The 23,287-nt window shown below is 30.9% G+C and carries 18 protein-coding genes; 10 read left to right on the forward strand and 8 right to left on the reverse strand.

All coding sequences use genetic code 11. The features are described from left to right. Window positions 1-13 precede the first annotated feature (13 nt). Both sucC and lpxK read left to right on the forward strand, forming a co-directional pair. Window positions 14-1,204, forward strand: a complete 1,191-nt coding sequence (gene sucC, locus EI427_RS07290; protein WP_126613179.1) for an ADP-forming succinate--CoA ligase subunit beta — start codon at window positions 14-16, stop codon at window positions 1,202-1,204. Window positions 1,205-1,278: 74 nt separating this feature from the next. Further along, window positions 1,279-2,280 carry a tetraacyldisaccharide 4'-kinase gene (gene lpxK / locus EI427_RS07295; RefSeq protein ID WP_126613181.1) on the forward strand — a complete coding sequence of 334 codons (1,002 nt, stop codon included), beginning with the start codon at window positions 1,279-1,281 and terminating at the stop codon, window positions 2,278-2,280. Here lpxK and EI427_RS07300 read toward each other — a convergent pair. Continuing rightward, window positions 2,273-2,929, reverse strand: coding sequence for a GNAT family protein (locus EI427_RS07300; protein WP_126613183.1), 657 nt, complete (start codon window positions 2,927-2,929; stop codon window positions 2,273-2,275). The two genes, lpxK and EI427_RS07300, sit on opposite strands and share 8 nt — an antisense overlap. Window positions 2,930-3,092: 163 nt before the next feature. Here EI427_RS07300 and EI427_RS07305 point away from each other — a divergent pair, with 163 nt between their 5' ends. The 3 genes from EI427_RS07305 (at window position 3,093) to greA (ending at window position 4,914) form a co-directional block, all read left to right on the forward strand. Beyond that, window positions 3,093-3,791 carry a 4Fe-4S dicluster domain-containing protein gene (locus EI427_RS07305; protein WP_126613185.1) on the forward strand — a complete coding sequence of 233 codons (699 nt, stop codon included), beginning with the start codon at window positions 3,093-3,095 and terminating at the stop codon, window positions 3,789-3,791. After that, window positions 3,791-4,288: an NADH-quinone oxidoreductase subunit J family protein gene (locus EI427_RS07310; protein WP_126613187.1), complete on the forward strand. Its 498-nt coding sequence runs from the start codon at window positions 3,791-3,793 to the stop codon at window positions 4,286-4,288. The genes EI427_RS07305 and EI427_RS07310 overlap by 1 nt, the downstream gene beginning before the upstream one ends. A gap of 155 nt (window positions 4,289-4,443) precedes the next feature. Next, complete coding sequence (gene greA, locus EI427_RS07315; RefSeq protein WP_126613189.1) at window positions 4,444-4,914, forward strand: transcription elongation factor GreA; 471 nt, start codon at window positions 4,444-4,446, stop codon at window positions 4,912-4,914. A 53-nt stretch (window positions 4,915-4,967) separates the two neighbouring features. Here greA and purU read toward each other — a convergent pair whose 3' ends face one another. The 4 genes from purU to EI427_RS07335 form a co-directional block, all read right to left on the reverse strand. Beyond that, window positions 4,968-5,846, reverse strand: a complete 879-nt coding sequence (gene purU, locus EI427_RS07320) for a formyltetrahydrofolate deformylase (protein ID WP_126613191.1) — start codon at window positions 5,844-5,846, stop codon at window positions 4,968-4,970. Between the two features lie 15 nt (window positions 5,847-5,861). After that, on the reverse strand, window positions 5,862-7,373 hold the full coding sequence (locus EI427_RS07325) for a GH3 auxin-responsive promoter family protein (protein WP_126613193.1): 1,512 nt from the start codon (window positions 7,371-7,373) through the stop codon (window positions 5,862-5,864). 100 nt (window positions 7,374-7,473) lie between these two features. Further along, window positions 7,474-8,214 (reverse strand): LPS export ABC transporter ATP-binding protein, encoded by a 741-nt coding sequence (gene lptB, locus EI427_RS07330; protein ID WP_126613195.1) that lies wholly within the window; start codon window positions 8,212-8,214, stop codon window positions 7,474-7,476. Window positions 8,215-8,343: 129 nt separating this feature from the next. Continuing rightward, the gene (locus EI427_RS07335) at window positions 8,344-9,090 is read right to left on the reverse strand and encodes a DUF4178 domain-containing protein (protein WP_170178418.1); all 747 of its coding nucleotides are present in this window, start codon (window positions 9,088-9,090) and stop codon (window positions 8,344-8,346) included. Window positions 9,091-9,379: 289 nt separating this feature from the next. On the opposite strand from EI427_RS07335, the gene EI427_RS07340 reads away from it, so the two are divergent. Further along, window positions 9,380-9,757, forward strand: a complete 378-nt coding sequence (locus EI427_RS07340; protein WP_126613199.1) for a TraR/DksA family transcriptional regulator — start codon at window positions 9,380-9,382, stop codon at window positions 9,755-9,757. 61 nt (window positions 9,758-9,818) lie between these two features. Beyond that, window positions 9,819-10,418, forward strand: coding sequence for an SMC-Scp complex subunit ScpB (gene scpB / locus EI427_RS07345; protein WP_126613201.1), 600 nt, complete (start codon window positions 9,819-9,821; stop codon window positions 10,416-10,418). 38 nt (window positions 10,419-10,456) lie between these two features. On the opposite strand, the gene EI427_RS07350 is transcribed toward scpB, so the two are convergent. The 3 genes from EI427_RS07350 to EI427_RS07360 are packed head-to-tail and all read right to left on the reverse strand — an operon-like array spanning window position 10,457 to window position 14,832. Further along, the gene (locus EI427_RS07350) at window positions 10,457-11,131 is read right to left on the reverse strand and encodes a bifunctional nuclease family protein (protein ID WP_126613203.1); all 675 of its coding nucleotides are present in this window, start codon (window positions 11,129-11,131) and stop codon (window positions 10,457-10,459) included. A 51-nt stretch (window positions 11,132-11,182) separates the two neighbouring features. Next, the gene (locus tag EI427_RS07355; RefSeq protein ID WP_126613206.1) at window positions 11,183-12,355 is read right to left on the reverse strand and encodes an NTP transferase domain-containing protein; all 1,173 of its coding nucleotides are present in this window, start codon (window positions 12,353-12,355) and stop codon (window positions 11,183-11,185) included. Between the two features lie 47 nt (window positions 12,356-12,402). Next, the gene (locus tag EI427_RS07360) at window positions 12,403-14,832 is read right to left on the reverse strand and encodes a TonB-dependent receptor (protein ID WP_126613208.1); all 2,430 of its coding nucleotides are present in this window, start codon (window positions 14,830-14,832) and stop codon (window positions 12,403-12,405) included. Window positions 14,833-15,005: 173 nt separating this feature from the next. Here EI427_RS07360 and EI427_RS07365 point away from each other — a divergent pair, with 173 nt between their 5' ends. From EI427_RS07365 to tamL, 3 genes are all read left to right on the forward strand, one after another. After that, window positions 15,006-15,446: a DUF7832 domain-containing protein gene (locus tag EI427_RS07365; protein WP_126613210.1), complete on the forward strand. Its 441-nt coding sequence runs from the start codon at window positions 15,006-15,008 to the stop codon at window positions 15,444-15,446. Window positions 15,447-15,559: 113 nt separating this feature from the next. Then, window positions 15,560-20,821, forward strand: a complete 5,262-nt coding sequence (locus EI427_RS07370; RefSeq protein WP_126613212.1) for a translocation/assembly module TamB domain-containing protein — start codon at window positions 15,560-15,562, stop codon at window positions 20,819-20,821. Continuing rightward, entirely contained in the window at window positions 20,811-23,117 is a 2,307-nt protein-coding gene (tamL, locus tag EI427_RS07375; RefSeq protein WP_126613214.1) for a translocation and assembly module lipoprotein TamL, read from the forward strand. Before EI427_RS07370 ends, tamL begins: the two co-directional genes overlap by 11 nt. Window positions 23,118-23,287: the final 170 nt, after the last annotated feature.

A 23,287-nucleotide genomic window follows, 5' to 3' on the forward strand; every position in this document is an offset into this window, starting at 1 on the left:
CGGGTCAATACACATGAACATTCACGAATACCAAGCAAAAAGTATCTTAAAAGAGTACGGGGTTAAAGTACCTGCTGGATACGTAGCAGACACTCCAGAAGAAGCTGTAGAGGTTGCTAAGAAACTGAACAAAGAAACTGGAACTAAGTTCTGGGTAGTAAAAGCCCAAATTCACGCAGGTGGCCGTGGTAAAGGTGGTGGAGTTAAAGTTGCAAAAAGTATCGAAGATGTAAAATCATTGTCAAATGATATCATCGGTATGCAATTAATTACTCCTCAAACTGGAGCCGAAGGTAAGAAGGTATTAAAGGTGATGGTTCAAGAGGATGTATATTATCCTGGTGAATCTGAAATCAAAGAATATTACATGTCAGTACTTTTAAACCGTGCGACAGGTAAAAATATGATTATGTATTCTACTGAAGGTGGTATGGATATCGAGGAAGTAGCGGAGAAAACTCCTGAGCTAATTTTCCAAGAAGAAATCGATCCATCAGTAGGTATCCAAGGTTTCCAAGCTAGACGCGTAGCATTTAACTTAGGGACTTCTGGTAAAGCATTTAAAGAAATGGTGAAATTTGTAGTTTCATTATATAATGCATACGTAGGTACTGACTCTGAAATGTTTGAAATCAACCCTGTTTTCAAAACTTCAGATGATCAAGTTATGGCAGTAGATGCTAAAGTAAGTTTAGATGAAAGTGCTTTGTATCGCCATAAAGACATTGCTGCTATGCGTGATGTTACCGAAGAAGATCCAACAGAAGTAGAAGCAAGTGCAGCTGGTTTAAACTATGTAAAACTTGACGGAAACGTTGGTTGTATGGTTAACGGTGCTGGATTAGCAATGGCTACAATGGATATGATAAAATTATCTGGTGGCGATCCTGCTAACTTCCTAGATGTTGGGGGTGGAGCAAATGCTACTACTGTAGAAGCTGGTTTTAGAATCATCTTAAAAGATCCTAACGTAAAAGCAATTTTAATTAACGTATTTGGTGGTATCGTTCGTTGTGACCGTGTTGCCAATGGTGTTGTTGAAGCTTACAAAAACATTGGAGATATCAAAATTCCAATTATTGTACGTTTACAAGGAACAAATGCTGAAGAAGGAGCTAAAATCATTGACGAGTCAGGATTAAAAGTAACTTCTGCAATTACATTGAAAGAAGCTGCAGAGAAGGTGAAAATCGCTCTTGCATAACAAGAATAGAATTATTCTTATATATTTAGCCCATCAGATTGTTCTGATGGGCTTTTTTTATATTATTTTTGTGTATGAATTTTTTACTATATCCCTTGTCTGCTGTCTATGACGCAATAACTTCTATTAGAAACAATAAATATGATACGAAAAGAAGAAGACCTGTTAGATTCGATTTAAAGGTTATCTCTGTTGGTAATCTATCGGTTGGTGGTACTGGTAAAACTCCTTTTGTAGAATTCTTGATTGATAGAATTCAGAATATAAGAGAGGTAGGTGTTTTAAGTAGAGGGTATGGAAGGAAAACGTCTGGACCAATAAAAGCTGATATCGAAGCTACAGCAAGAACTATTGGAGACGAACCAATGCAATACTATTCAAAATATAAAAACCTTGAAGTTGTTGTTTCTGAACAAAGGGTATTTGGTGTTCCATTTTTTGAAAAAGCAGAAGTAGTAATTCTTGATGATGCGTATCAGCATAGAGCTATTCATCGTGATTTAAATATAATGCTCTCCGATTTTAATAAACCATTTTTTAAAGATGAAGTATTACCACTTGGTAGATTAAGAGAAAACAGAAAAGGAGCAAAAAGAGCAGATATAATTATTTTCACAAAAGTATTAGGTGATTATTCTCCTGAACTTTTTGATTCCTATATCTCAAAAACAAAGCAATATGCAAGGGAAGATTGTAAAATATTATTTTCTGAGATAGGCTATGGTGAAACTTATAATTTAAGAGACTCATCAAAAGTTTCAATGCCTAATTTCGTTTTTTTACTTACCAGTATTGCCAATCCAGATCCATTAGTATCTTATATTGAGGAGCAAGGAATCAATATCAATAAACATTTTAAATTTAGAGATCATTATTCATTTACTGAAAAGACAATCTCTAGAATTGAAAATGAAATGGGTGCTAATCAAACTGTAATAATAACAGAAAAAGATGCAGCAAAATTAAAACCTTTGGTTTCAAAAAGTAGTTTAAAATTCTTGGTTATGCCGATTGTCCCCAAAATAATGTTTGATCAAGAAGAACAGCTTTTAGAAATAATCAATAATACTATTTAATAAGACTAGACCACTTTTTACTTTCCCATTGGTAACTTTGTACTGCACTAAATTTCTTTTTATAATCATAAAAAGAGCTTACGTCGTAACAGTACCCATGATAATAGTAAAGTAGGTCTTGACTCTTAGCAAACTCAATTTCAATAAACATTGTAAAAAGGCCTAAGCTGTATTTGCTATAGTCCGTATCAAACATACCATATATACTCGAAATACTGTTCTCGCCAATAGCGAAATAACTAATAGCAATCAGTTTTTCATTGTCAAAAACACGAACTTCTTTTATAGCAGTAGGTACGTTACTCACATTTTTACTAGATAAAAAGTCATAAATTGATGTTGGCGTATTATCAATAAACTTCTTTTTGTGTTTTTCAAATAGAGTATGAGTTGTAGAATCGATGCAAACGTTATCAATAGAAATAGTAAAACTATCGCATTTCTTTTGAATTTTTTTTTGTGATTTTGAATAAATAAACTCTGGGAGTTTAACCCTTAGAGGAATAACATTACAAATAGCATCATTATGCATATTTATATTATACCTAAAGAAATTATCCCCAAAATGTCTCCAGCCATGCGCTAATAGATAATCGTATTCTGATGGGGAAACCCATGATTTTGTGAAGTCTTCAACAATAATATTCATGTACAATAAACGGGTTGCAATAATAATAAGTAAAGTTAGTTGATTAATACTTCACATCTCAATACATTCAGATAAATTAAATTTTCAGAAACAATTCATCAAATAGAAAGTATATAGTTATAGAAATTACTAACTTTACAATGAATTATCAAAAGATTTGCGAATGAGTAAAAAATTAGGAGCAAATAATACATACTTCGGAAATATCAAAGAAGCTATACAAACTTCAAAACATGGATTAAAATTAACTATAGATCATCTTAAGGATGCATTAGTTAATGATAGAAGAGATCCGATATCTCCCAACGATAGTAATTATTTTGAAAAACAGAATTCAATTGTCACTTTAAAATATCCACAAGAGGTTTTACCAGTTCCGGATACAGGAAGGTATAAATTAGACTTGGAGATAGATGATTGTATTGTATGCGATAAATGTGCAAAAGTTTGCCCTGTAGATTGTATTGAAATTGAACCAATAAAATCTACAGAAGTAATAGGGGAAACCTCTGATGGAACACCTAAACGTATCTATGCCGCCAAATTTGACATAGATATGGCAAAGTGTTGCTTTTGTGGTCTTTGTACTTATGTTTGTCCAACGGAATGTCTAACAATGACTAAATCTTATGATTTTAGTGAGTTGGATATGCGAAATCTTACATATGGTTTTGCTGATATGTCTGAACAGGAAGTAAAACAAAAACAGAAGATTTTTGATCTTGAACAAGAAAAAAAGCGACAAGCAAAAATGGCAACAACTCAACCAACTGTATCGGTAACTACTGAAAAAGAAATTGAGACTGAATCATCAAAAGATAAACCGAAGCCAAAATTTCGTCCAAGAGTAATTAAGAAATAATGATAGAGATAGTATTTTATTTTTTAATGCTAGTGATTTTTATATCATCTATAGCATTATTTAGTTCTAAAAATGTTATTCATAATGCAGCTTATTTATTATTTACTTTATTAAGTGTAGCGGGACTTTTTGTACTCTCAGGTAGCGACTTTTTAGCAATTACACAAGTAATGATCTATATAGGTGGTGTACTTGTTCTCTTATTGTTTGGTGTTATGTATACCAAAAATACAGAAAAACATGGTGTCCAATTAGGGTCAGCTAGAATTTTAACAGGTATCTTTTTAGGGTTGACTTCATTTGGAATTTTATCTTATGGTATTCTACAAGAAAACGTTGATAAAAGCTATGAAGTTAAACAAGGTGGTGTAACAGAGATATTGGGTACACATTTTATGACTAATCAAATTCTAGCCTTTGAATTAACGGCAGTATTATTATTAGTTGTACTAATAGGAGCTGTATTTGTGGCAGGTTTAAAGAAATCTTCTAATTAGGTTTCAATTATTTAAAAATAAATAACAATATAAAATTCAATTAAAAATAAATTTTCAATTTTTTGTAGTTAGTTTTATATTTGTAATCCTATTAGAGAAAAATATAAACGATCTGATAACCTTGGATCGTTTTTCATTTATAAAAGAAATATATAATGTCTAAGTCAACATATTATACAGGTGAAGGTCTTCAAAGATTGGCTGATGAACTCAAAGATCTTAAAACTAGAGGTAGAGCTGATATTGCAAAACAAATTGCTGAAGCTACTGATAAAGGTGATTTAAGTGAAAATGCAGAATACGATGCAGCAAAAGATGCTCAAGGGCATTTAGAGGCTAAAATTGCAAATCTTGCTAATTTAATTGCGAATGCAAGAATAATTGATGAATCTAAATTGGATGCTTCTAAAGTTGGTATTCTTAGTAAGATAAAAATGAAAGTACCTACTGGTGCTATAATGGAATATATGTTAGTTTCTGCAAAAGAAGCTAATGTAAGAGAAAATAAAATTTCTATTGATTCTCCTATTGCTCAAGGTTTATTGGGTAAAAGAGTAGGTGATGTTGCAGAAATTAAAACTCCTCGTGGAATGATTAAGTTTGAAATTCTTGAAATTTCACTTTAATCAAATTTCTGTTTAAAAAAGGGCTGCAATTCTAAATTGCAGCCCTTTTTTAATTAATCAAAAATGATTGTCTTATTCTTATAAGCCATTAGCTTTCTATTGACATGCTGGTAAATTGCTCTTGAGAGTACAATTTTCTCAAGGTCTTTACCTTTTCTTATTAATTCTTTCACTGTGTCTTTATGACTAACCTTTGCAACGTCTTGCTCAATGATAGGACCTGCGTCTAGATCAGTTGTTACATAATGTGATGTTGCACCAATAATTTTAACTCCACGCTCATGAGCTGCATGATATGGCTTTGCTCCAACAAAAGCAGGAAGGAAAGAGTGGTGTATATTGATTATTTTATTTGGGTAGCTTTCAATAAAATCAGAAGAAATAATTTGCATATATCTAGCTAAAACAACAAAATTAATATTATGCTTTTTCATTAATTCTAGTTGTGCCTTCTCTTGTTCAACTTTATTCTCTTTATTCATTTCAAAATGATAAAAAGGAATATTAAACTTATCAGCAACTTTCTTCAAGTGAAGATGATTACTAATAATCATTGGAATTTCAACCTTTAATTCACCAGAATCTGTTCTTGACAAAATATCGTATAAACAATGCGACATCTTTGTTACAAATAATGCCATTTTTGGCTTTCTATCGTTGAAATACAAATTGAATGTCATTGTGTATTTCTTAGCCAGTAACGTTTCGAAATAATCGTATATCTTTTCTTCTGGAATATTAAATTGATCTATTTCGAATTCTACACGCATATAGAATCTCTTTTCAACTCTATCAACATATTGATCTAGATAAATAATATTACCTTGATTCTCATGAATAAATAAAGTGATATGTGAAATGATACCCTTTTGATCCGGGCAGTGCATTAATAAAATTGCGGTTTTTGATGTTGTTGCTGTCGCCTGATCCATCATATTATTTTAAATTTATATTGAAGATAGGAGTGATTCTAAATATTCTCTATGATTAGCTAATCTAGGAACTTTATTTTGCCCACCTAACTTTCCTCTTTTTTTCATCCAATTATAGAATGATCTAGGTTCTAAGAAATGAACTACAGGAGTGATTATAGCGATATCTTTATAACGTTTAGCATCATAATCAGAATTCACTTTGCGTAAAGTCTCATCTAATGTTTGTATAAAAAGATCTTTGTTATTTGGTGTATGTTTAAATTCAATAGCCCATTCATGCCCACCTTTTTTACCTCCTTGTTCTAAATAAACAGGAGCAGCTGTAAAATTACGTACTTCAGCATTTGTTATCGCACATGCTGCTTTAATTGCTGCTTCAGCATTTTCGATTACAACCTCTTCACCAAATGCATTGATAAAATGCTTTGTTCTTCCTGATATCTTAATTCTATAGGGAAATTTGGAAGTAAATCGAATTGTATCACCAATTTGATATCTCCATAACCCTGCATTAGTTGTAATTAGTAGTGCATAATTTTTACCAATTTCTACATCTGCTAATTGAATAACTTCTGCTTTTTCTTTATCAAATTCATCCATTGGAATGAACTCATAATAAACACCATAATCTAATAACAATAAAAACTCATCATCATTAGTAGTATCTTGAATACCAAAAAAACCTTCTGAAGCATTATAGACATCAGTAAAGTTGATATCATCTTTACCAATTAATTTTTTAAACGTCTTTCTGTAGGGGCCAAAAGCTACAGCTCCATGCCAGAACACCTCTAAATTAGGCCAAACCTCAATTAAGGTTTTCTTACCGGTCATTTCTAAAATACGTTCAATTAATATTAATGTCCAAGTAGGTACTCCGGCAATACTTGTAATATTTTTATCAATTGTAGTACCAGCAATTAGTTCTATTTTACTTTCCCACTCATCCATAAGAGCTACCTTAATTTCAGGAGCTCTCATAAATTCAGCCCAGAAGGGTAAATTTTTCATTATAATCGCAGATACATCACCTAAAATACTCTCGTTATTTAGATCATTTTTTTGATATGTACCTCCAATTCCTAGACTTTTCCCAAACATTATTTTGGTATTTGGATGGTTATCTAAGTAAATAGAAATAAGGTCTTTACCAGCTTTATAATGGCAATCCTCTAAGGCTTCTTTTGATACTGGTATAAATTTGCTTCTTTGGTTGGTTGTTCCTGACGATTTAGAAAATTCTGAAATTTTTGATGACCATAATATGTTTTGTTCACCTTTCATCATTCTCTCTATATAAGGACTTAAATCCTCATAAGTAGAAATTGGTACTCTATCAGCAAATTGCTCAATATTATTAATAGATTGATAGTCGTATTTTTTTCCCCACTCCGTATTTTTTGCACTAGAGATTAAATCCTTAAAAAGATTTTGTTGTACATCTATAGGGTGAGTCATAAAATGTTCTATCTGATGCATTCTACGTTTTGAAAACCAATTAAAAGCAGTAGATAAAATTTCCATGTTTTAATCAATAATATAGTTTTAAGTTGTACAGTGATCGTCAAGTTTGGGCGTAAAAAAAGGACACTCTTGTGAGTATCCTTAGTATATTTTTGATTTTCTACTCAGAAAAATCTTTTTTCTTATATTCAGCATATTCACCGAAGTAAGCTTTTCGTACTTCAGTATCATTTATTAGCTGATCTGGTGTTCCATCTCTAAATACAACACCACTTTGTAGAATATAAACTCTATCTGTAATAGATAACGTTTCGGTCACATTGTGATCTGTAATTAAAATACCAATATTTTTCTTCTTCAAGTTATAAACTATTCTTTGAATTTCTTCAACAGCAATAGGGTCTACACCTGCAAAAGGTTCGTCAAGTAAAACAAAACTTGGATTAGTAGATAGAGTTCTAGCAATTTCAGTTCTTCTTCTTTCACCACCAGATAGAGACATACCTAAGTTATCTCTTACGTGCGTTAAAGAAAATTCATTTAGTAACTTTTCTACTCTTTGATTCTTTTCCTCTTTAGAAATTTTTTCCATTTCTAGAGGTAACATAATATTTTCTTCTACAGTTAATCCTCTGAATACAGAAGGTTCCTGTGCAAGGTAACCAACACCTTTCTGAGCACGTTTATACATCGGTAATTTTGTGATGTTTTCAGTGTCAAGGTGTATCTCTCCATTGTTTGGTTTAATTAAACCAACAATCATATAGAAACAAGTAGTTTTACCAGCACCGTTTGGTCCTAACAATCCTACAATCTCTCCTTGTTCTACTTTTATTGAAACATCATTAACTACTGTACGTTTTCCGTAGTGCTTTATTAGATTATCCGCTTTTAGTATCATTATGTAACTATAATTTCTTCTAAATTTTGTTTGACGAAAGATAATAGGTCTTTATCAATTTCTTTGTCAAAAATAATATATTTTTTGTGGGGTTGACTAACCTTATCGTTAGCTAACTTTTTTTAACACTCATTTTTGGGGTAAAATCTCTGAAAATGCAATTTCAGCTTCAATTTTTCCTTGATAAGCTACAAATTTATTTGTGTCTATTTGCTCAATACAGATATATAACAAACGGGAATCGTCAAAATAATCCCATTTTTTAAATCTGTTTTCTATCGTATTAGATTTAAAAGAATGAATACTACCCTTGCTTTCTTCGTCTCTGTAGTAATTAGTTCCTTTATAAGTGATGACAGATTTAGGTCTTTGTTTTAATAGGATTTCAGTATCTAAATTTTCATCAATTGAAAAGATATTTATCTTTTGCGTTGAACGAATAAATGGATTATTTACATTGTATTTTTTGAATATATAACGTTCATCTATTCCGGTAATTAAGACAAGTTTTTCTTCACAATTTGTGTCTTCTGTAACATACTGAAAATGTTCGACAACTTTATATGTTTGCAAATTGTAATCTAACAAGAAACCTATTTGAAGATCTTCTACATTAATTTTAGAAGGGTCGTAGTTGAAATCTCTTTCTAGTATATTTTTGTTATCTTTTTTAGTATACGGAATTTGTATATCTAATTTATTGAATATTTTTTCTGGAAGTCTTGAAGCTTTTTTACTAATCAAAAATAGATATCCTAGAGATCCAACAACTAGAAAAGGCAAGATTTCCCAATTGTAGACAAACCCAACAATATTTACTGCAATTAACCCTTTTCGGGTATAAACAATTCCTTTTATCTGTTTTTGTAACTCCATAAAAAAAGAATTTTTTTGTGGAGATGAAAGTGATTCTACTCTAACATTACTATTCAGCATAATTGTATTCGATGTTAGTGTAGGCCAAAAATATTTTTTTATCACTTTTCTAATATTTTTCAACATAAAAAAATTTTATATTATTTGAATAATTTACATATTTACAACAATAATAAGTTACATAGATAATTTCTTTGTTATTTTTTATTCAATAATTATGGTGGTATGATTTTTTCTATATCATAATTGTTAAATTTACATATAATCAATAAACTTATCCGATACTAATATGGCTGTTGAAAAATTACGATATTCCGCTGAAGATTTAAAAGAATTTGAAACACTTTTAAATGACAAGCTAGAAAAAACGATTAACGAATTAGAGCACTTAAATCATTCCATTAAAAAAGATACAAGTGGTCATGATTCTAACCATTCTGGAGGAAAAACTTTAGAAGATGGTGCAGATGCTTTTGAAAAGGAGCAACTTAATCAATTAGCTGCTCGATCAATGAAATATAAGCAACAACTTGAAAAAGCTCTTGTTAGAATTAAAACAGGAACTTATGGAGTTTGTATTGATACAGGCAACCTTATTTCAAAAGAAAGATTGATGGCAGTACCTCATACTCAGCACTCAATTGAGGCGAAATTGAAGAGAAACTAATTTTACTAAAAGATTTTTAAATTTGACACTTAACATATAAGTTAAGTGTCTTCTTTTTTTAATGGAAGATTTACAAAGACAATTAGAGGCAATGATTTTTGTTGCTGTTGAACCTATATCAATAGAAGAATTAGAGGCAACTCTAAACGAATTAGACGAAGAAAACACAATAGGGAAAAAAGAAATTGAGGAGAATATTGATAGCTTAATCAAGAAATATAAGTCTAAAAGTCATTCTTTTGAATTAGTAAAAAATGGTGAGGGCTATAATTTTCTGACAAAAAAGAAATATAGGGAAGTTGTAAATCTCATGTTGAAGAATCGTTCTAGAAGACGATTATCTAAATCGGCATTAGAAACATTATCTATTGTTGCTTATAGACAGCCAATTACAAAAGGCGAAATTGAAAAAATTAGAGGAGTAGGTAGCGATTATGCTATGAAGAAACTTCTACAACGCGAATTAGTAAAGATGAAAGGAAAATCTGATGCTATAGGTAGACCAATGTTGTACGGAACAACTGACAAGTTCTTAGAGTACTTTGGGATATCTTCTTTAAAAGACTTACCCTCTCCCAAAGAGTTTTCAGAAGAGGATTTAAGTGATGGGCCAGATGATTTTCCTCCAAATCCGGAAATAAAAAAAGCAGAAAATAGTTAAACTAATTTCTGCTTTTTCTATATATCTATTATTCTGAATTAACCTCTCTTAGAAATCTCATCTCTAATTTCAGCTGCCTTCATATAATCTTCATTATCTATTGCTTTTTTTAATAATGAATTTAATTGATCAACAGATAAAGTTGCTATCGAATCAGAATCTGATACAACAGGAGTAGTGTCTGCTACTTCCGCTTCGTCTTCCTCATCTTCAATCCCTTCAAAATCTTCAATTTCTAATTCATCATCATCTTCTTCCTCAAGCTCATCATCAATGTGATCCATTTCATCTTGTTCAAGTTCTTCAACTTGAATACCTGCTTCTTCCATGATATTTTCAAACACATAGATAGGAGCATTAAAACGGATGCCAATGGCTACAGCATCAGAAGGCCTAGAATCTAACACTATTTCTTCTCCTTCTGCAGTAATAATATGGATATCAGCAAAAAATACACCTTCTTTCAAATTTGAAATCTGAATGTGATTAATTGATGCACCTAATTTTAATGCAAAACTTTTGAATAAATCATGAGTCATAGGTCTGTTTGAAGAAATTTTTTCAATTTCTAAAGCAATTGCTTGTGCTTCAAACATACCAATAATAATGGGTAATCTTCTATTCCCGTGCTTTTCTCCTAATACCAAGGCAAATGAACCATGGGAAGTATGGCTTGCGGAAAGCCCTAATATTTCTAATCTTACTTTGTTCAAGACTGCTTCAATTAATTTTTCATCACAAAGCTAAACATAATACATTAAAATCTAAATCGAATTTTGCTGACTTAGTTGTTTTATTGCAATATCTAGCTCATCCATAGTATCTACTTCGCTTAAAGTATGCTCAGAGAGGGGTTCAATAAGTTTAATATTTACATCTTCAAGAACCTCTCTTAGAGAATTTTTACCAAAAGCTAATGCTTGTAATAATTTTAAATATGCTCTCGGTTCCCATATACCTAATAAAGGTTGAGGAGAACCTGTATCTTTTGCTTTATATAAAGTGGCTATTTTAGAAGGATCCCTTTGCTGAATCAAATGTAAGATTGTTTTATCATCTACAAATGGTAGATCAACAGCTACGGTCATCCATGCTGCATTGGGATTATGCCTAAAAGCCGTTAATAATGCCCCAAATGGTCCTAAACCTAAAAAAGTATCGGGTAGGAGATTCATTTGGTCAGAAAAGTCTTCTAGTTGCTGAGGTCTACAAGACATAAAAGTAGCGTTTGTATATTTCATCATCAATTCCTTCATGTGAAAACGCTGCTCTCTGCCGTGATAATTGATCTTAGCTTTATCTTTACCACCCATTCTTTTACTTTTCCCTCCAGCTAATAGTAAACCATTTATTTTAGGTACCGTTGCTGTTAAAACATTCTCAAAAAATTGAGCAATTCCATGAATCTTTTCTATCTCAAAAGAAGGTTTATGTAAAATGTTGGGTATTCTTTCTAAAAGAATTTCTGGTATATCTTCTTGAGATGTATTTTCAGCATAAATAATACAAAGAAGATTACTTAACCTATTTAATTTCCGATAAAGTTTTGTCGAATTTTCTTTATCAATAATTAATATCTGTTTTGATGCTTTAAAATGATTTCCATTTATAAGTGCAACATCAATATCGTTCAGTTCTACATGTCTATCGGTTACAGTAAGTGCCTTTCTGTAATCAATTCTCGAGAAGGTTATTTTATCAATTAATTCTATTCTTGCTTTATGATTTAACGCACTTCGAGAGTCAGCTCCTAATTCTTTTTCAAGTTCTGAATTCTGATGGTCACAATCAATATAGCCAATATTCCACTTTTGGGATAATATTTCTGAAAGCATAAAAGACAACTCTTTTATCTTTCCTGAAGTTGTTCCTAAAAAGGCGATCTCCGTTCTACAAAAACGACCTACTGTTGGTCGCGATAAATCACTCTCCTGCATAAGATCTATAGTAGTTAATTATTATATATATAAAGATAACAAAAAGTCTAGAGGTGCAAAATCATTTTTACATTGAAAAACCTCTGAGACAAAGTATTTGGAACTGCATATTGAGTTCCATCGTATGTAGAGACCCATGTATGCGATATAACATTATTATTACCCAGAACATTTAAAATTTCTAATCCAATTGATAAATTCTTCATAAATTCTTCATTTGGGTTTTCACTGTTCTTATTTAACGCTATAATTTTCAATAATCCTACATCTAACCTCATATAATCATTACCTCCGCTAAAAGAGTTTCTTAATTCTGGGTTATTAGGCGGACCGAAAGGTAAACCTGAACCATACATAAACCTTAAATTCATTCTCATACTCGGGTTATTTGGCAAATGATCTTGGAAGAACATCGCAAATGTTACTCTTTGGTCAGTAGGACGTCTAATATAGCCTCTAGGATCACCATCAATTTTTTCTTTAGTACTCATAACACTTAGTGAAACCCAAGATTGAGTACCAGGAATAAATTCTCCACTTAATCTAGTATCTATACCTGCTGCATAAGCAACCCCTTGATTTTCTCCAGAGTACCTAATTCTAATATTATCAACATCATAAGGTACAACATTCCAAAGTTGTTTGTAATAAACTTCTGATATCAATTTAAATGGGCGGCCCCATTGTTTAAAGTTATAATCAAATCCACCCATAAAATGAAGTGATCCTTGTGCCTTAAGATCCATATTTACAGTTCCGTCAGGTCTACGCATTTCTCTGTAGAATGGAGGTTGATAATAGACACCTGAAGCAAATGTGAACACAAAATCTTTTTCCCATTCAGGATTAAAAGAATATTGTACTCTTGGACTAATATTTAATTCTTGATTTATACTCCAAAAAGTACCTCTTAAACCCAGGGTAATTGCATGCTTATCATTTAAAGACCTATAGGTTGTTTGTGCGTAAGCAGAGTACCTTTGAGATTGTAGTGTATTTGTTGTTTTAATTTGATCTTCAACACTAAGAATATAATCAGCTGAGTCTAAAAAAGAGTATTCATTTAGGTTGTCATTTATATCTTCAAATTTTACTTGTACACCAAATTCAGTTTTGAAAAGATCATTATGAATTAGCTCATTTCTATTTTCAACAATAAATACTTTTCCTTTAAGTGTATTTCTCGAATATTGATATTCTCCACCTAAACCTTTCTCGGTAACACATCCATTAATTCCAGAATTAGTACCATCTAAATCACAAATTCTATAGCCACTTTCCAAGTTAGAGCGTTCTCTCTCTTGTGTAATCATAGCAGAGGTGATTAAATTTGATGTGAAATTATCATTGAAGTTGTGAATCAATTTTAAACCACCTTGGAAGGTATCATAATCTAATTGTTCTTTCCCTTCAAATGCAATAGTTAAATTGCTAACACCTTCGCCTGTTTGAAAATTTGTACTTCTTGTACTTGGGAAGACAGAGTACCTATTTACACAATAAGATAGTATGGCATCTAAATACGTTTTTCCATATTTATTTTTACCGGATAAATCAAAACTAAAATAAGACTGAACATCGCCAAATTTTGGTTTATATTCTCCTTGAGTTTGTAATGTATTTAATAAATATTCAGTTGATTTATATCTAGCACCAACGATAGCTGTATGTTTCTTGTTTTTTGATGCACCTTCTAGTGTTAGTGAACCGCCTAATAAAGAAGCTTCCAAAGTACCTCCAAAATTAAGAGGTTTCTTATATTGAATATTTAATGAAGAAGATAATTTATCACCATATTTTGATTGCCATCCACCAGAAGAAAATTCTATTTCTTGAACCATATTTGTGTTCACAAAACTTAATCCTTCTTGCTGGCCAGCTCTGGCAATAAACGGGCGGTAAATTTCTATATTATTTACATATACTAAATTCTCGTCAAAGCTACCACCACGAACACTATAATCCGATGATAATTCATTATTAGATGCTATACCCAAAGCACCACTTGCTACAAGTTGTTGGGTAAATTCTCCATAACCAACAGGTATCTCTCGTAGGTCTTCACCTTTTACGTAAATAGTACCTGCTTCATCTCTTGTTTCAATTTCTCTAGAATCAACAATTTTAACTTCTGAAAGTTGGTATATCTGTTTAAATAACTTGGTATCTAAAGTCTTAATTTCATCCTTATAAAGGGCTATCTGAAAGGCTCTAGGTGAGAAGGAAGGGTGATTAAAAAAGATAGTAACTGTACTATCCGAAGGAATAGTAAGAATATACGCTCCCTTATCGTTGGTTAAATAAAAATTGTTATTTGTACTTCCTTCTTGCACGAGTGCTGATTTTATTGGATTTCCTAAAGAATCCATTACCACCCCCCTCAACGTTGCAGTCTGTGCTTTTAACTCATTAAAGACTGAAAAAAAAGAGACAAATATAAAAAATAGAAGTATAGATAACTTTAAGCTTTTAAGCATAATAGTTCAGATAGTTTAAAAAAATATGACTAACACTAAATTAGCACATCAGAATAATAGTACTAATTTAGTGATTTTAAAAACTTGTTTGCATCTTAGGGAAAAATATTTGTACGACTATATATTCTTTACCAGCTTTATTTTCTCTTTTTTATCGTTTTAAACTATCAATTATGTATAAAGTAAAAGACAGCAACAGCAAAATTATTGACAACGCAAAAGATTATTTTGGCGTAAACTTTCCAGACGATCAACCACTAGATCAAGCATATCTACACATTGGAATTTTCATAGGGTGGGCAATAGAAAAAGATTTTTTAGATGAAGAATTTAATGATGAATTTTTTAGTTTATTTATTCGCTTTAAAAACCGAGATATTACGTCAATAATCCTTGCAGAAACTTTAGATGGAGTAGTTGAAATTGACTTTTTCAACACTAAAGCACAAGATTTTGTGAGAAACTATTATTCAAGTGGAGAGTACGTTCATGATTATAAAAACATATTAGGGAAAAGTTTAGATTCTATTTTTCATGTAGAAGATTCTTGGAAGAATTATGATACAATGAAAGCAATAATAGAGAAGAAATATATGTTATGGCTAAAAAGCTAATCGATTAACATTTATAATTAAGAATTTCTTAAAATCAATCAGTATTTGTTTTTACCTTTAAAGAATATTTATTCTATCTAACTCATACAAGTGAAAACTTTTTCTATTCGATAATGAAAGGAACTTTCAAACGAATATTTTTTGCAATACTCTTATTATTCATAATTCTATTAAGTACTATTTATGGAATATTAAGGGTTCCTTATGTGCAAAATATTGCTGTAAATAAAATAACATCATACGTTTCAGAACTTACAAAAAGTGAGGTTAAAGTTGGCTATATAGCACTTGATTTTCCGAAAACTTTGGTGTTAGAAAATGTAGATTTACAAGAACCTAATGGAGATAATTTTCTTCATTTATCTAAACTTGAAGTCGATATAGACCTAGAAACAATTTCTTTAGAGAGAATTGTTATTAATGATATTGGTTTACATTCTTTACATACATCTATAAGAGTAAATAGAGCAGGTGATTTTAATTTTAATTATTTAATTAATGCATTTGTATCAGATTCTACAACAACTGAAGCTGTGGAAGAGGATACAACAAGTACAGCAATTCCTCCAATTATTATTAATAATATTCAATTAACAGATGTGCGTTTTCATTACTTGGATAGTGTAATGAACATTAAAACAGATGTGAAGGTAAATTCATTAACTACGCAGATACCTTTAATTGACATTAATACATCAACTTATACTATCAATTCAATAGATCTTTATGGTACTCAAATTGATCATTTGCAGTTTGATGAAGCAACTCTAGTTGAAGAAGAAACTAACACTGATTCAGAAGGAGAAACTAGTTTTATATTATCTCTTTTAACTGCAAACATTAATGATTTTTTAATTAATTATACAGATAATACCACAAAAGATAAAGCAACAATAAAGGTTCAGCAATTATCTATAAATAACCATTCTTTTGACCTTTTAGAACAAGATATAAAGTTTGAAAACTTATTTCTAGACAATACACTAATTAGTTATAGTACTAAAAGTGATACACTAAATACACAACCAGAAGAGCAAGTTACTAACCCTAAACTAGAATACTTAAAGTCATTAGACATTGGTTGGAAAGTAGCCATTACTAAATCATCTATAAATAATTTAAAATTAGTGTACGATGATAACCTTTACAAGCCAACAATGCAGGGTTTAGATCCAAATCATATCTACTTTAAGAAGATTGATTTAGATGTAAATAATTTAAATGTTTCTGATGATGAAATTAAGTTAGATGTACCATCATTAAAGGCATTTGAAAAGAATGGATTATCGCTTACAAATTTCTCTACAGAAATAAGTATTAAGCCTCAAGAACTACATGTAAAAGACTTATTGATAGAAATAAATAACAGTTTCTTATACAACGATCTTTATTTAAAATACCCTAACCTTTATACAATAGGGGATCATCTTGATAAACTTTATTTCCGAAATCATTTACTGAGATCACATATTAGCTTTAATGATGCTTTAATATTTGATCCTTCATTAAAAAATGATAGTTCTATTAGTCCATTTATAACACACAATATAGATGGCAAAATGAAGGTAGAAGGAACAACTTCAGATATGTCTATTTCTGATGGTGAAATACGAAGTAGTTTAGGTTTAAATACTGATTTTAATCTTCAATTAAATAACGTTCTTTCAGAAGATTCTTTAAAATATCAGGTTGCAGTAGATTCTTTAAACTTTTATACAAATACATTAGCCAGTCTCTTTTTAGATGATTCACTTAAAGAATCATTTTTAATTCCTCCACGTATTTTAGGTGATTTCAATTTAGCAGGTGATTTGAAAAATTTAAGAGCAAAATCAAATATTAGTTTATTGCAAACTGGTGCTTTTAATTTCAGATTTCAGCTTAAAAATGAAGATGAGTATAGCTTTGAAACAAATACCTATAATCTTAATGTTGGTCAGATACTTAAAGACACTACTATAGGGAAAGTTAGTACACACCTTACCTCTAATGGTAAAGGGTTTGATATTGACTCGCTATTATTATCAACTATTAAGTTTCAATTAAAGAAAGCAGAATATAACAATTACGATTACGGTGGATTAGATGTAGCCTTAGAAATTGATAGAAAAGCGATAGTTTGGAAAGCCAATACAGACCAAAAGGAATTATCAATTGATTTAACTGGTAATATAAATCTAAATGAGGAATTGCCAACAGCATCCATAATAGGTGATATTGGTAATGTTGATTTACGTGCTTTAAATTTCATGGAAGACTCTATAAGTTTTGGTATGAAAGTAAATTCTCAAACACATGGATTTGATATTTCTAATCTTAATACAACGCTAGACTTAAATGAAATTAAAATACAACAAGGTTTAAAAGAACAAGAAATATCATATCTAAAAACTCATATAGAAATTGATAGTACCCACATCCTTGGCAAGGTTGAATTAGAATCGATTAATGCTAATATATATTCTAATATCTCATTAGATAGTTTACCTATTGTGCTTGAACGATATTTCTCTCAGTATTTATCATCAAGAGCAATGATTGGTAGTTTGCCGCCATCAAAAGGAGTAATAACTGCAGAAATTAACATTGAGGATGGAGAATTACTTACTAAAGGAAATATAGATGACTTAGATACTTTAGAATTTAACCAATGTACTTTTAATTTTGACGCTGCTTCAAATAAATTAGATTTTGACCTCGATATCCCGAGGTTAACCTATTCTGATATTGATATAGATTCTTTATATGCAACAGTTGATGCTAATGGCACTGTATTGACATACAACTTTGGTTTAGGACTATTGGAGCTGATTGGATATGAAGATTATGCTATTCATAATTGGTCTATAAGTGGTAATGCTGAGCATAATAATTTAAGAGTCCAAATTGATGGTAAATCAGAAGATAATTTAAACGAATGGCTATATATAGGAGGAGATTTAACACTAGATTCTACTACTTATAAATATGTATTTGATGATAGAGTTAGAATTAATAATAATGACTGGAAAATAGATAAAGAGAATTACATTTTGTCTTATGGGGGCTTACCTTATGTAAATAAAGTACAGTTATCTAAAGATGATCAAAGTTTTGCTTTAAACTCCACTCAATTTGATGAGAAAGACACTGTCTACTCATTTACAATTCATGATTATTCATTAGATTCTACTACTTATAATATTGATACAGATACATCTGTATTAAATGGTTTAGTCAATGCTGATATTAAAATAGGTAATATCTATAAAGGAGGTGTATTAGACGGAACTATCGACATAGAACAATTTGGTCTATTTAATAGTATTATTGCTGATATAAAGAGTAATGCACGCAATACAGATAATATTGATATTTATGAAAATCAGACTTCTATAAATGGTATAATAGGTAATATTAATGTCCAAAGTGAATATAATATTGCAGATTCATTATCACCATTAGAAATGACAATAGCTATTGATAGTTTATTAATAAAGCCTTTCGAATACTTTGCAAAAGGTTACGCTTCTAATTTTAGTGGAGGTTTAAATGGTAATGTTGTCTACAAAGGTCTAGGAAATGATCCAATGATGGTAAAAGGTAAAGTCGATTTATTATCACCATCCTTCAATATTGATCTTTTTAATGTATATCTAACAGGTACTGACGGTAATATTGTATTCGATGAAAAAGGAATTCATTTTAATCAAGTAGGATTTAAAGATTCCGAAAATCGATTAGCAGCAATTGGCGGTGATATTTTCACTAAAGATTACGAAGAACTAGATTTTAAATTAAAGTTTTCTGCTGATGATATCACATTAATAAACTCAACACAAAAAGATAACCCAGAGTATTACGGTAAATTAATAGTAGGTAATTTGACTAAAATCACTGGTCCTTTTGATCACTTAATTATAAATTCTACTACTCGAATTAGTAGGGGGACTGACCTTACTTATGTGTATATGGATGGTGGTTTAGGGGAGATTGATACAGGAGATGATATTATTAATTTTGTAAATAAAGAAGATTCCCTAGTTGTTAAAAGCAAAGCTGATAATTACGAAATTAAAGCCACAATTAATATAGATGATAAATCTAAATTTAAAGTTGTAATTGATCCAAGAGCTGGCGATGCTTTAACTTTAGTTGGAGGAGGAACACTAAATCTTCGAATGGATGCAGGTGGTGATCTTGTAATGTCTGGGCAATATCAAATTACTAAAGGTGATTACTCAATGACTTTCTATCAGTTGATGAATAAAAAGTTATTGTTGCAAAAAGGTAGTTCTGTTTTATGGACAGGAGACCCTTATAATCCTCAAGCAAATATGACGGCTATTTATGAGGCCATGACTTCTCCATATCCTTTAGTTGTTAATCAAATAAATCAGTCTGAAGCAAACAAATATAAATCAAAACGTAGATTCAAAGTTTATATGAATATGCGTGGAGATGTAATTAATCCAGACCTATCATTCAAGTTAGAATACCCTGAAGGTAGTCAAGGGGGAGATAAAATTGAATCGTCTGTTGAATATTTAAATCAAGATGAATCTCAATTAAATAAACAAGTATTTTCACTTTTAATACTTGGTACATTCCTTAATGATTCCGGTGGAGGAGGTTCTAGTACAACTGACATGGTTACTGGTTCTGTAAGTTCAATTATTAGTCAGCAATTAAATAACGTTACAGACAATCTTACAAATGGTTTTGTGGATGTAGATTTTGATTTGGACTCCTATTCTCAGCAACAAGAGTCTGGAACATCTAATAGAACAGATTTAGGTGTTACCGTAAAAAAGACATTATTTAATGATAGATTAAGTGTATCTGTAGGTGGTAAAGTGGCTGTTAGTGGTAATCAGGCTGTAGATAATAATAGTAACAATACTTTTAATACAGACTTTTTATTAGAGTATAGTCTTATGGCTGATGGAACATTAAAAAACAGACTATTTAGACAAATTGATGCTCAATATTTCACACCAGATGTTTTTAAGACTGGAGTGTCAATAATGTTTACAAAGGACTATAATAAAGGTAAAGAGCTATTTATTAGAAACTTAGATAAGAAGAAAGATATCCGTAAAAGAATGGGTATGATTAAACGTTCTAATACTGGTGGTGGTATGATGCAGGCAACTGGAGATTCAACTGCTAAAGGGGGAACAGGAATGATGGCACCTGCAGATGAGACTGAGATAGAAAAAGATACTGTAAATACAGTATTGCCAGATTCAACAAAAACAAACCTACCTTCTGATGTACCAATTGAAACTGAAGAAGATTCTGAAAATGATCAAAGTAACATGGATATAAAACCTTTGATTACACCAGCTAATAACAAACAATCGTCAAGTCTTTTAGTACATCATGAAGAATAAATCATTAAGTCTTTTATTAATTCTTAGCGTCTCTTTATTTGGGTGTAGTATAACTAAATACCTAGAAGAAGATAGAAGCTTTTATACAGGAGCAGAAATAAAATTTAATCATCCCGATAGTATAAAAATATCAGATGACTTTAAATATGATATAGACGAAGTAATAACTACTGAACCTAATTCTAAGAGTGGTGCATGGTTTCATTTTAAAGGTGAAGGTGCTAAACATCCTAAGGGTTTTAGAAAATGGAAAGCAAAAACATTTGGTAGTAAACCTGTTTATTACGATAAATATATTACTGAAAAAACCACTGAATTAATTGATAATACTTTAGATAATGAAGGCTATTTTGGCTCAAAAGTTCATTATAAAGAAATCGTCGATAAAGCTAATAAAACAGTTAAGGTTGTCTATGAAATTGATATCAATGATGCACCTTATAAACTTAATTCTGTTGATTGGGAATACTCAACAGATGGTGTTTTTTCAGAAAAAATAAAATCAATTGAAGAGAAGAGTCTTTTAGTAGAAGGTGAACGATATAAGTTAGAAGATTTTAGAGAAGAACGAGTTAGGATAAATAACTCTTTAAAAGATAGTGGTTTCTATTTCTTTAGTTCTAACTATCTTATGTTTGATTTAGACAGTGCAAAAGGTAATAGAACAGTTGATGTTAAAGCCTACTTTAAAGAGATGCCAGATAAGGTAAAAAGGTTGTATACTATTGATACTGTTCTCTTACAACCAGATTTTGATTTAGACGGTTTAAATGTTAGTAAAAGAAATCATAAAACGGTTCAAATAGACTCAGGAATTATTTATAAAGGAGACCCTGTTAATTTGAAGCCATCAATTTTAGAAACAACTCTTCAATTTAGACAAGGAGATATTTACAGTCGTCATAAACACCAAGCAACCTTAAGACAGTTTTCTGGATTAGGTGTATTTAAGTATGTTGATATTGACTTTACACCAAAGCCTTCTGATAATCCTGATTATGGAACGATGAATGTGAATGCTAAAATGTCTCAAGTAACGCTTCATTCACTATCTACTGAACTAGCAGTCTCTACATGGTCTACAGGGTATACAGGTCCTGAATTAGATGTTACATGGAAAAACAGGAATACATTTGGTGGAGCAGAAAAATTATCTTTTACTGTATATACAGGTATTCAGAAACAGTTTGGTGGTAAAACAAATGGGGTAGATTTGATCTTCTGGTATGGTGTAGACGCTAAGTTATCAATTCCAAGAGTGGTAGCACCTTTTAATGTCAGACCTGGTGGCGATTTCTATATTCCTTACACAAATTTTGGCGTTGGATTTAAAAAGTATCACTTTTTCCCTTCGTACAGTCTAAACTATTTGACAACCTCTTATGGTTTTGATTGGAGAACAAATGAAGCTATAAAACATACGTTAGATCCAGTAGTAATAAGCTTTCAAGCAACAAGCGACACAACTAATATCTCTCAAGATATCCCATCACTTACAGAAGCATTTAGGAATCAGTTTATTCTAGGGTCTCAATACTCTTTTGAATATGCACCAAACTGGAATAAGAAAGTTAAAAATACGAGTTTCTATTATAAAGGTGATATTGCAATTTCTGGTAATATTTGGTATGCTGTTATGAATGGTTTAGGTGTACCTAAAAACCCAGAAACTGGTCAGTATGAAATCTTTGGCAATCCATATTCTCAATATGTAAGATTAACAAATGATTTCCGTTTCTATTTCAAAACATCGAAAAAAGGAGAAATGGCAACAAGGTTTGTTGTTGGTTATAGTAAGCCTTGGGGTAACTCTACAGCTTTACCGTTTATTCAACAGTATTTTGTAGGTGGACCAAACAGTATTCGCGCATTTAGGTCTAGAACTTTAGGACCTGGTTCTTTTGATCCTCCTGAAGCAAATGGAACATCAGAAAACTCAACTCAATCTTTTGGACAACAAGCAGGCGATATTAAAATAGAGGGTAGCTTTGAATATAGATACGATCTACATCAATATTTAAAATTAGCTGCTTTTGTTGATTATGGTAACGTGTGGTTAGCAAATGAAGACCCAGATAGACCTGGTGGTGAATTTAAGTTTGATAATGTTTTAAACGAGTTAGCACTAGGAGCTGGAGTGGGTTTAAGAATAGATTTACAATTCTTTGTAATGAGATTTGATTTTGCAATTCCATTAAGACTTCCTTATGTACCAGAAGATGGTGTGCAGTGGGTTATTAAAAAACCAAGTTTTAATCAATTAGTCTTTAACTTAGCAATAGGATACCCATTTTAAGACCATTTTTTATAAAAAACATTACTTTATTCTAAAGAATGTGACTTGAAGTAATTTTTACCCCTTAATTCTGTAATATTAAATTGTAGCATATAGATATTACAGTTATTTTTACATAGATTATGTCTGTATTTTTTATGCGAAAATTTAAACTATAATTTGGTTTGTGA

Source organism: Flammeovirga pectinis, assembly GCF_003970675.1.
GTDB classification, from domain to species: domain Bacteria; phylum Bacteroidota; class Bacteroidia; order Cytophagales; family Flammeovirgaceae; genus Flammeovirga; species Flammeovirga pectinis.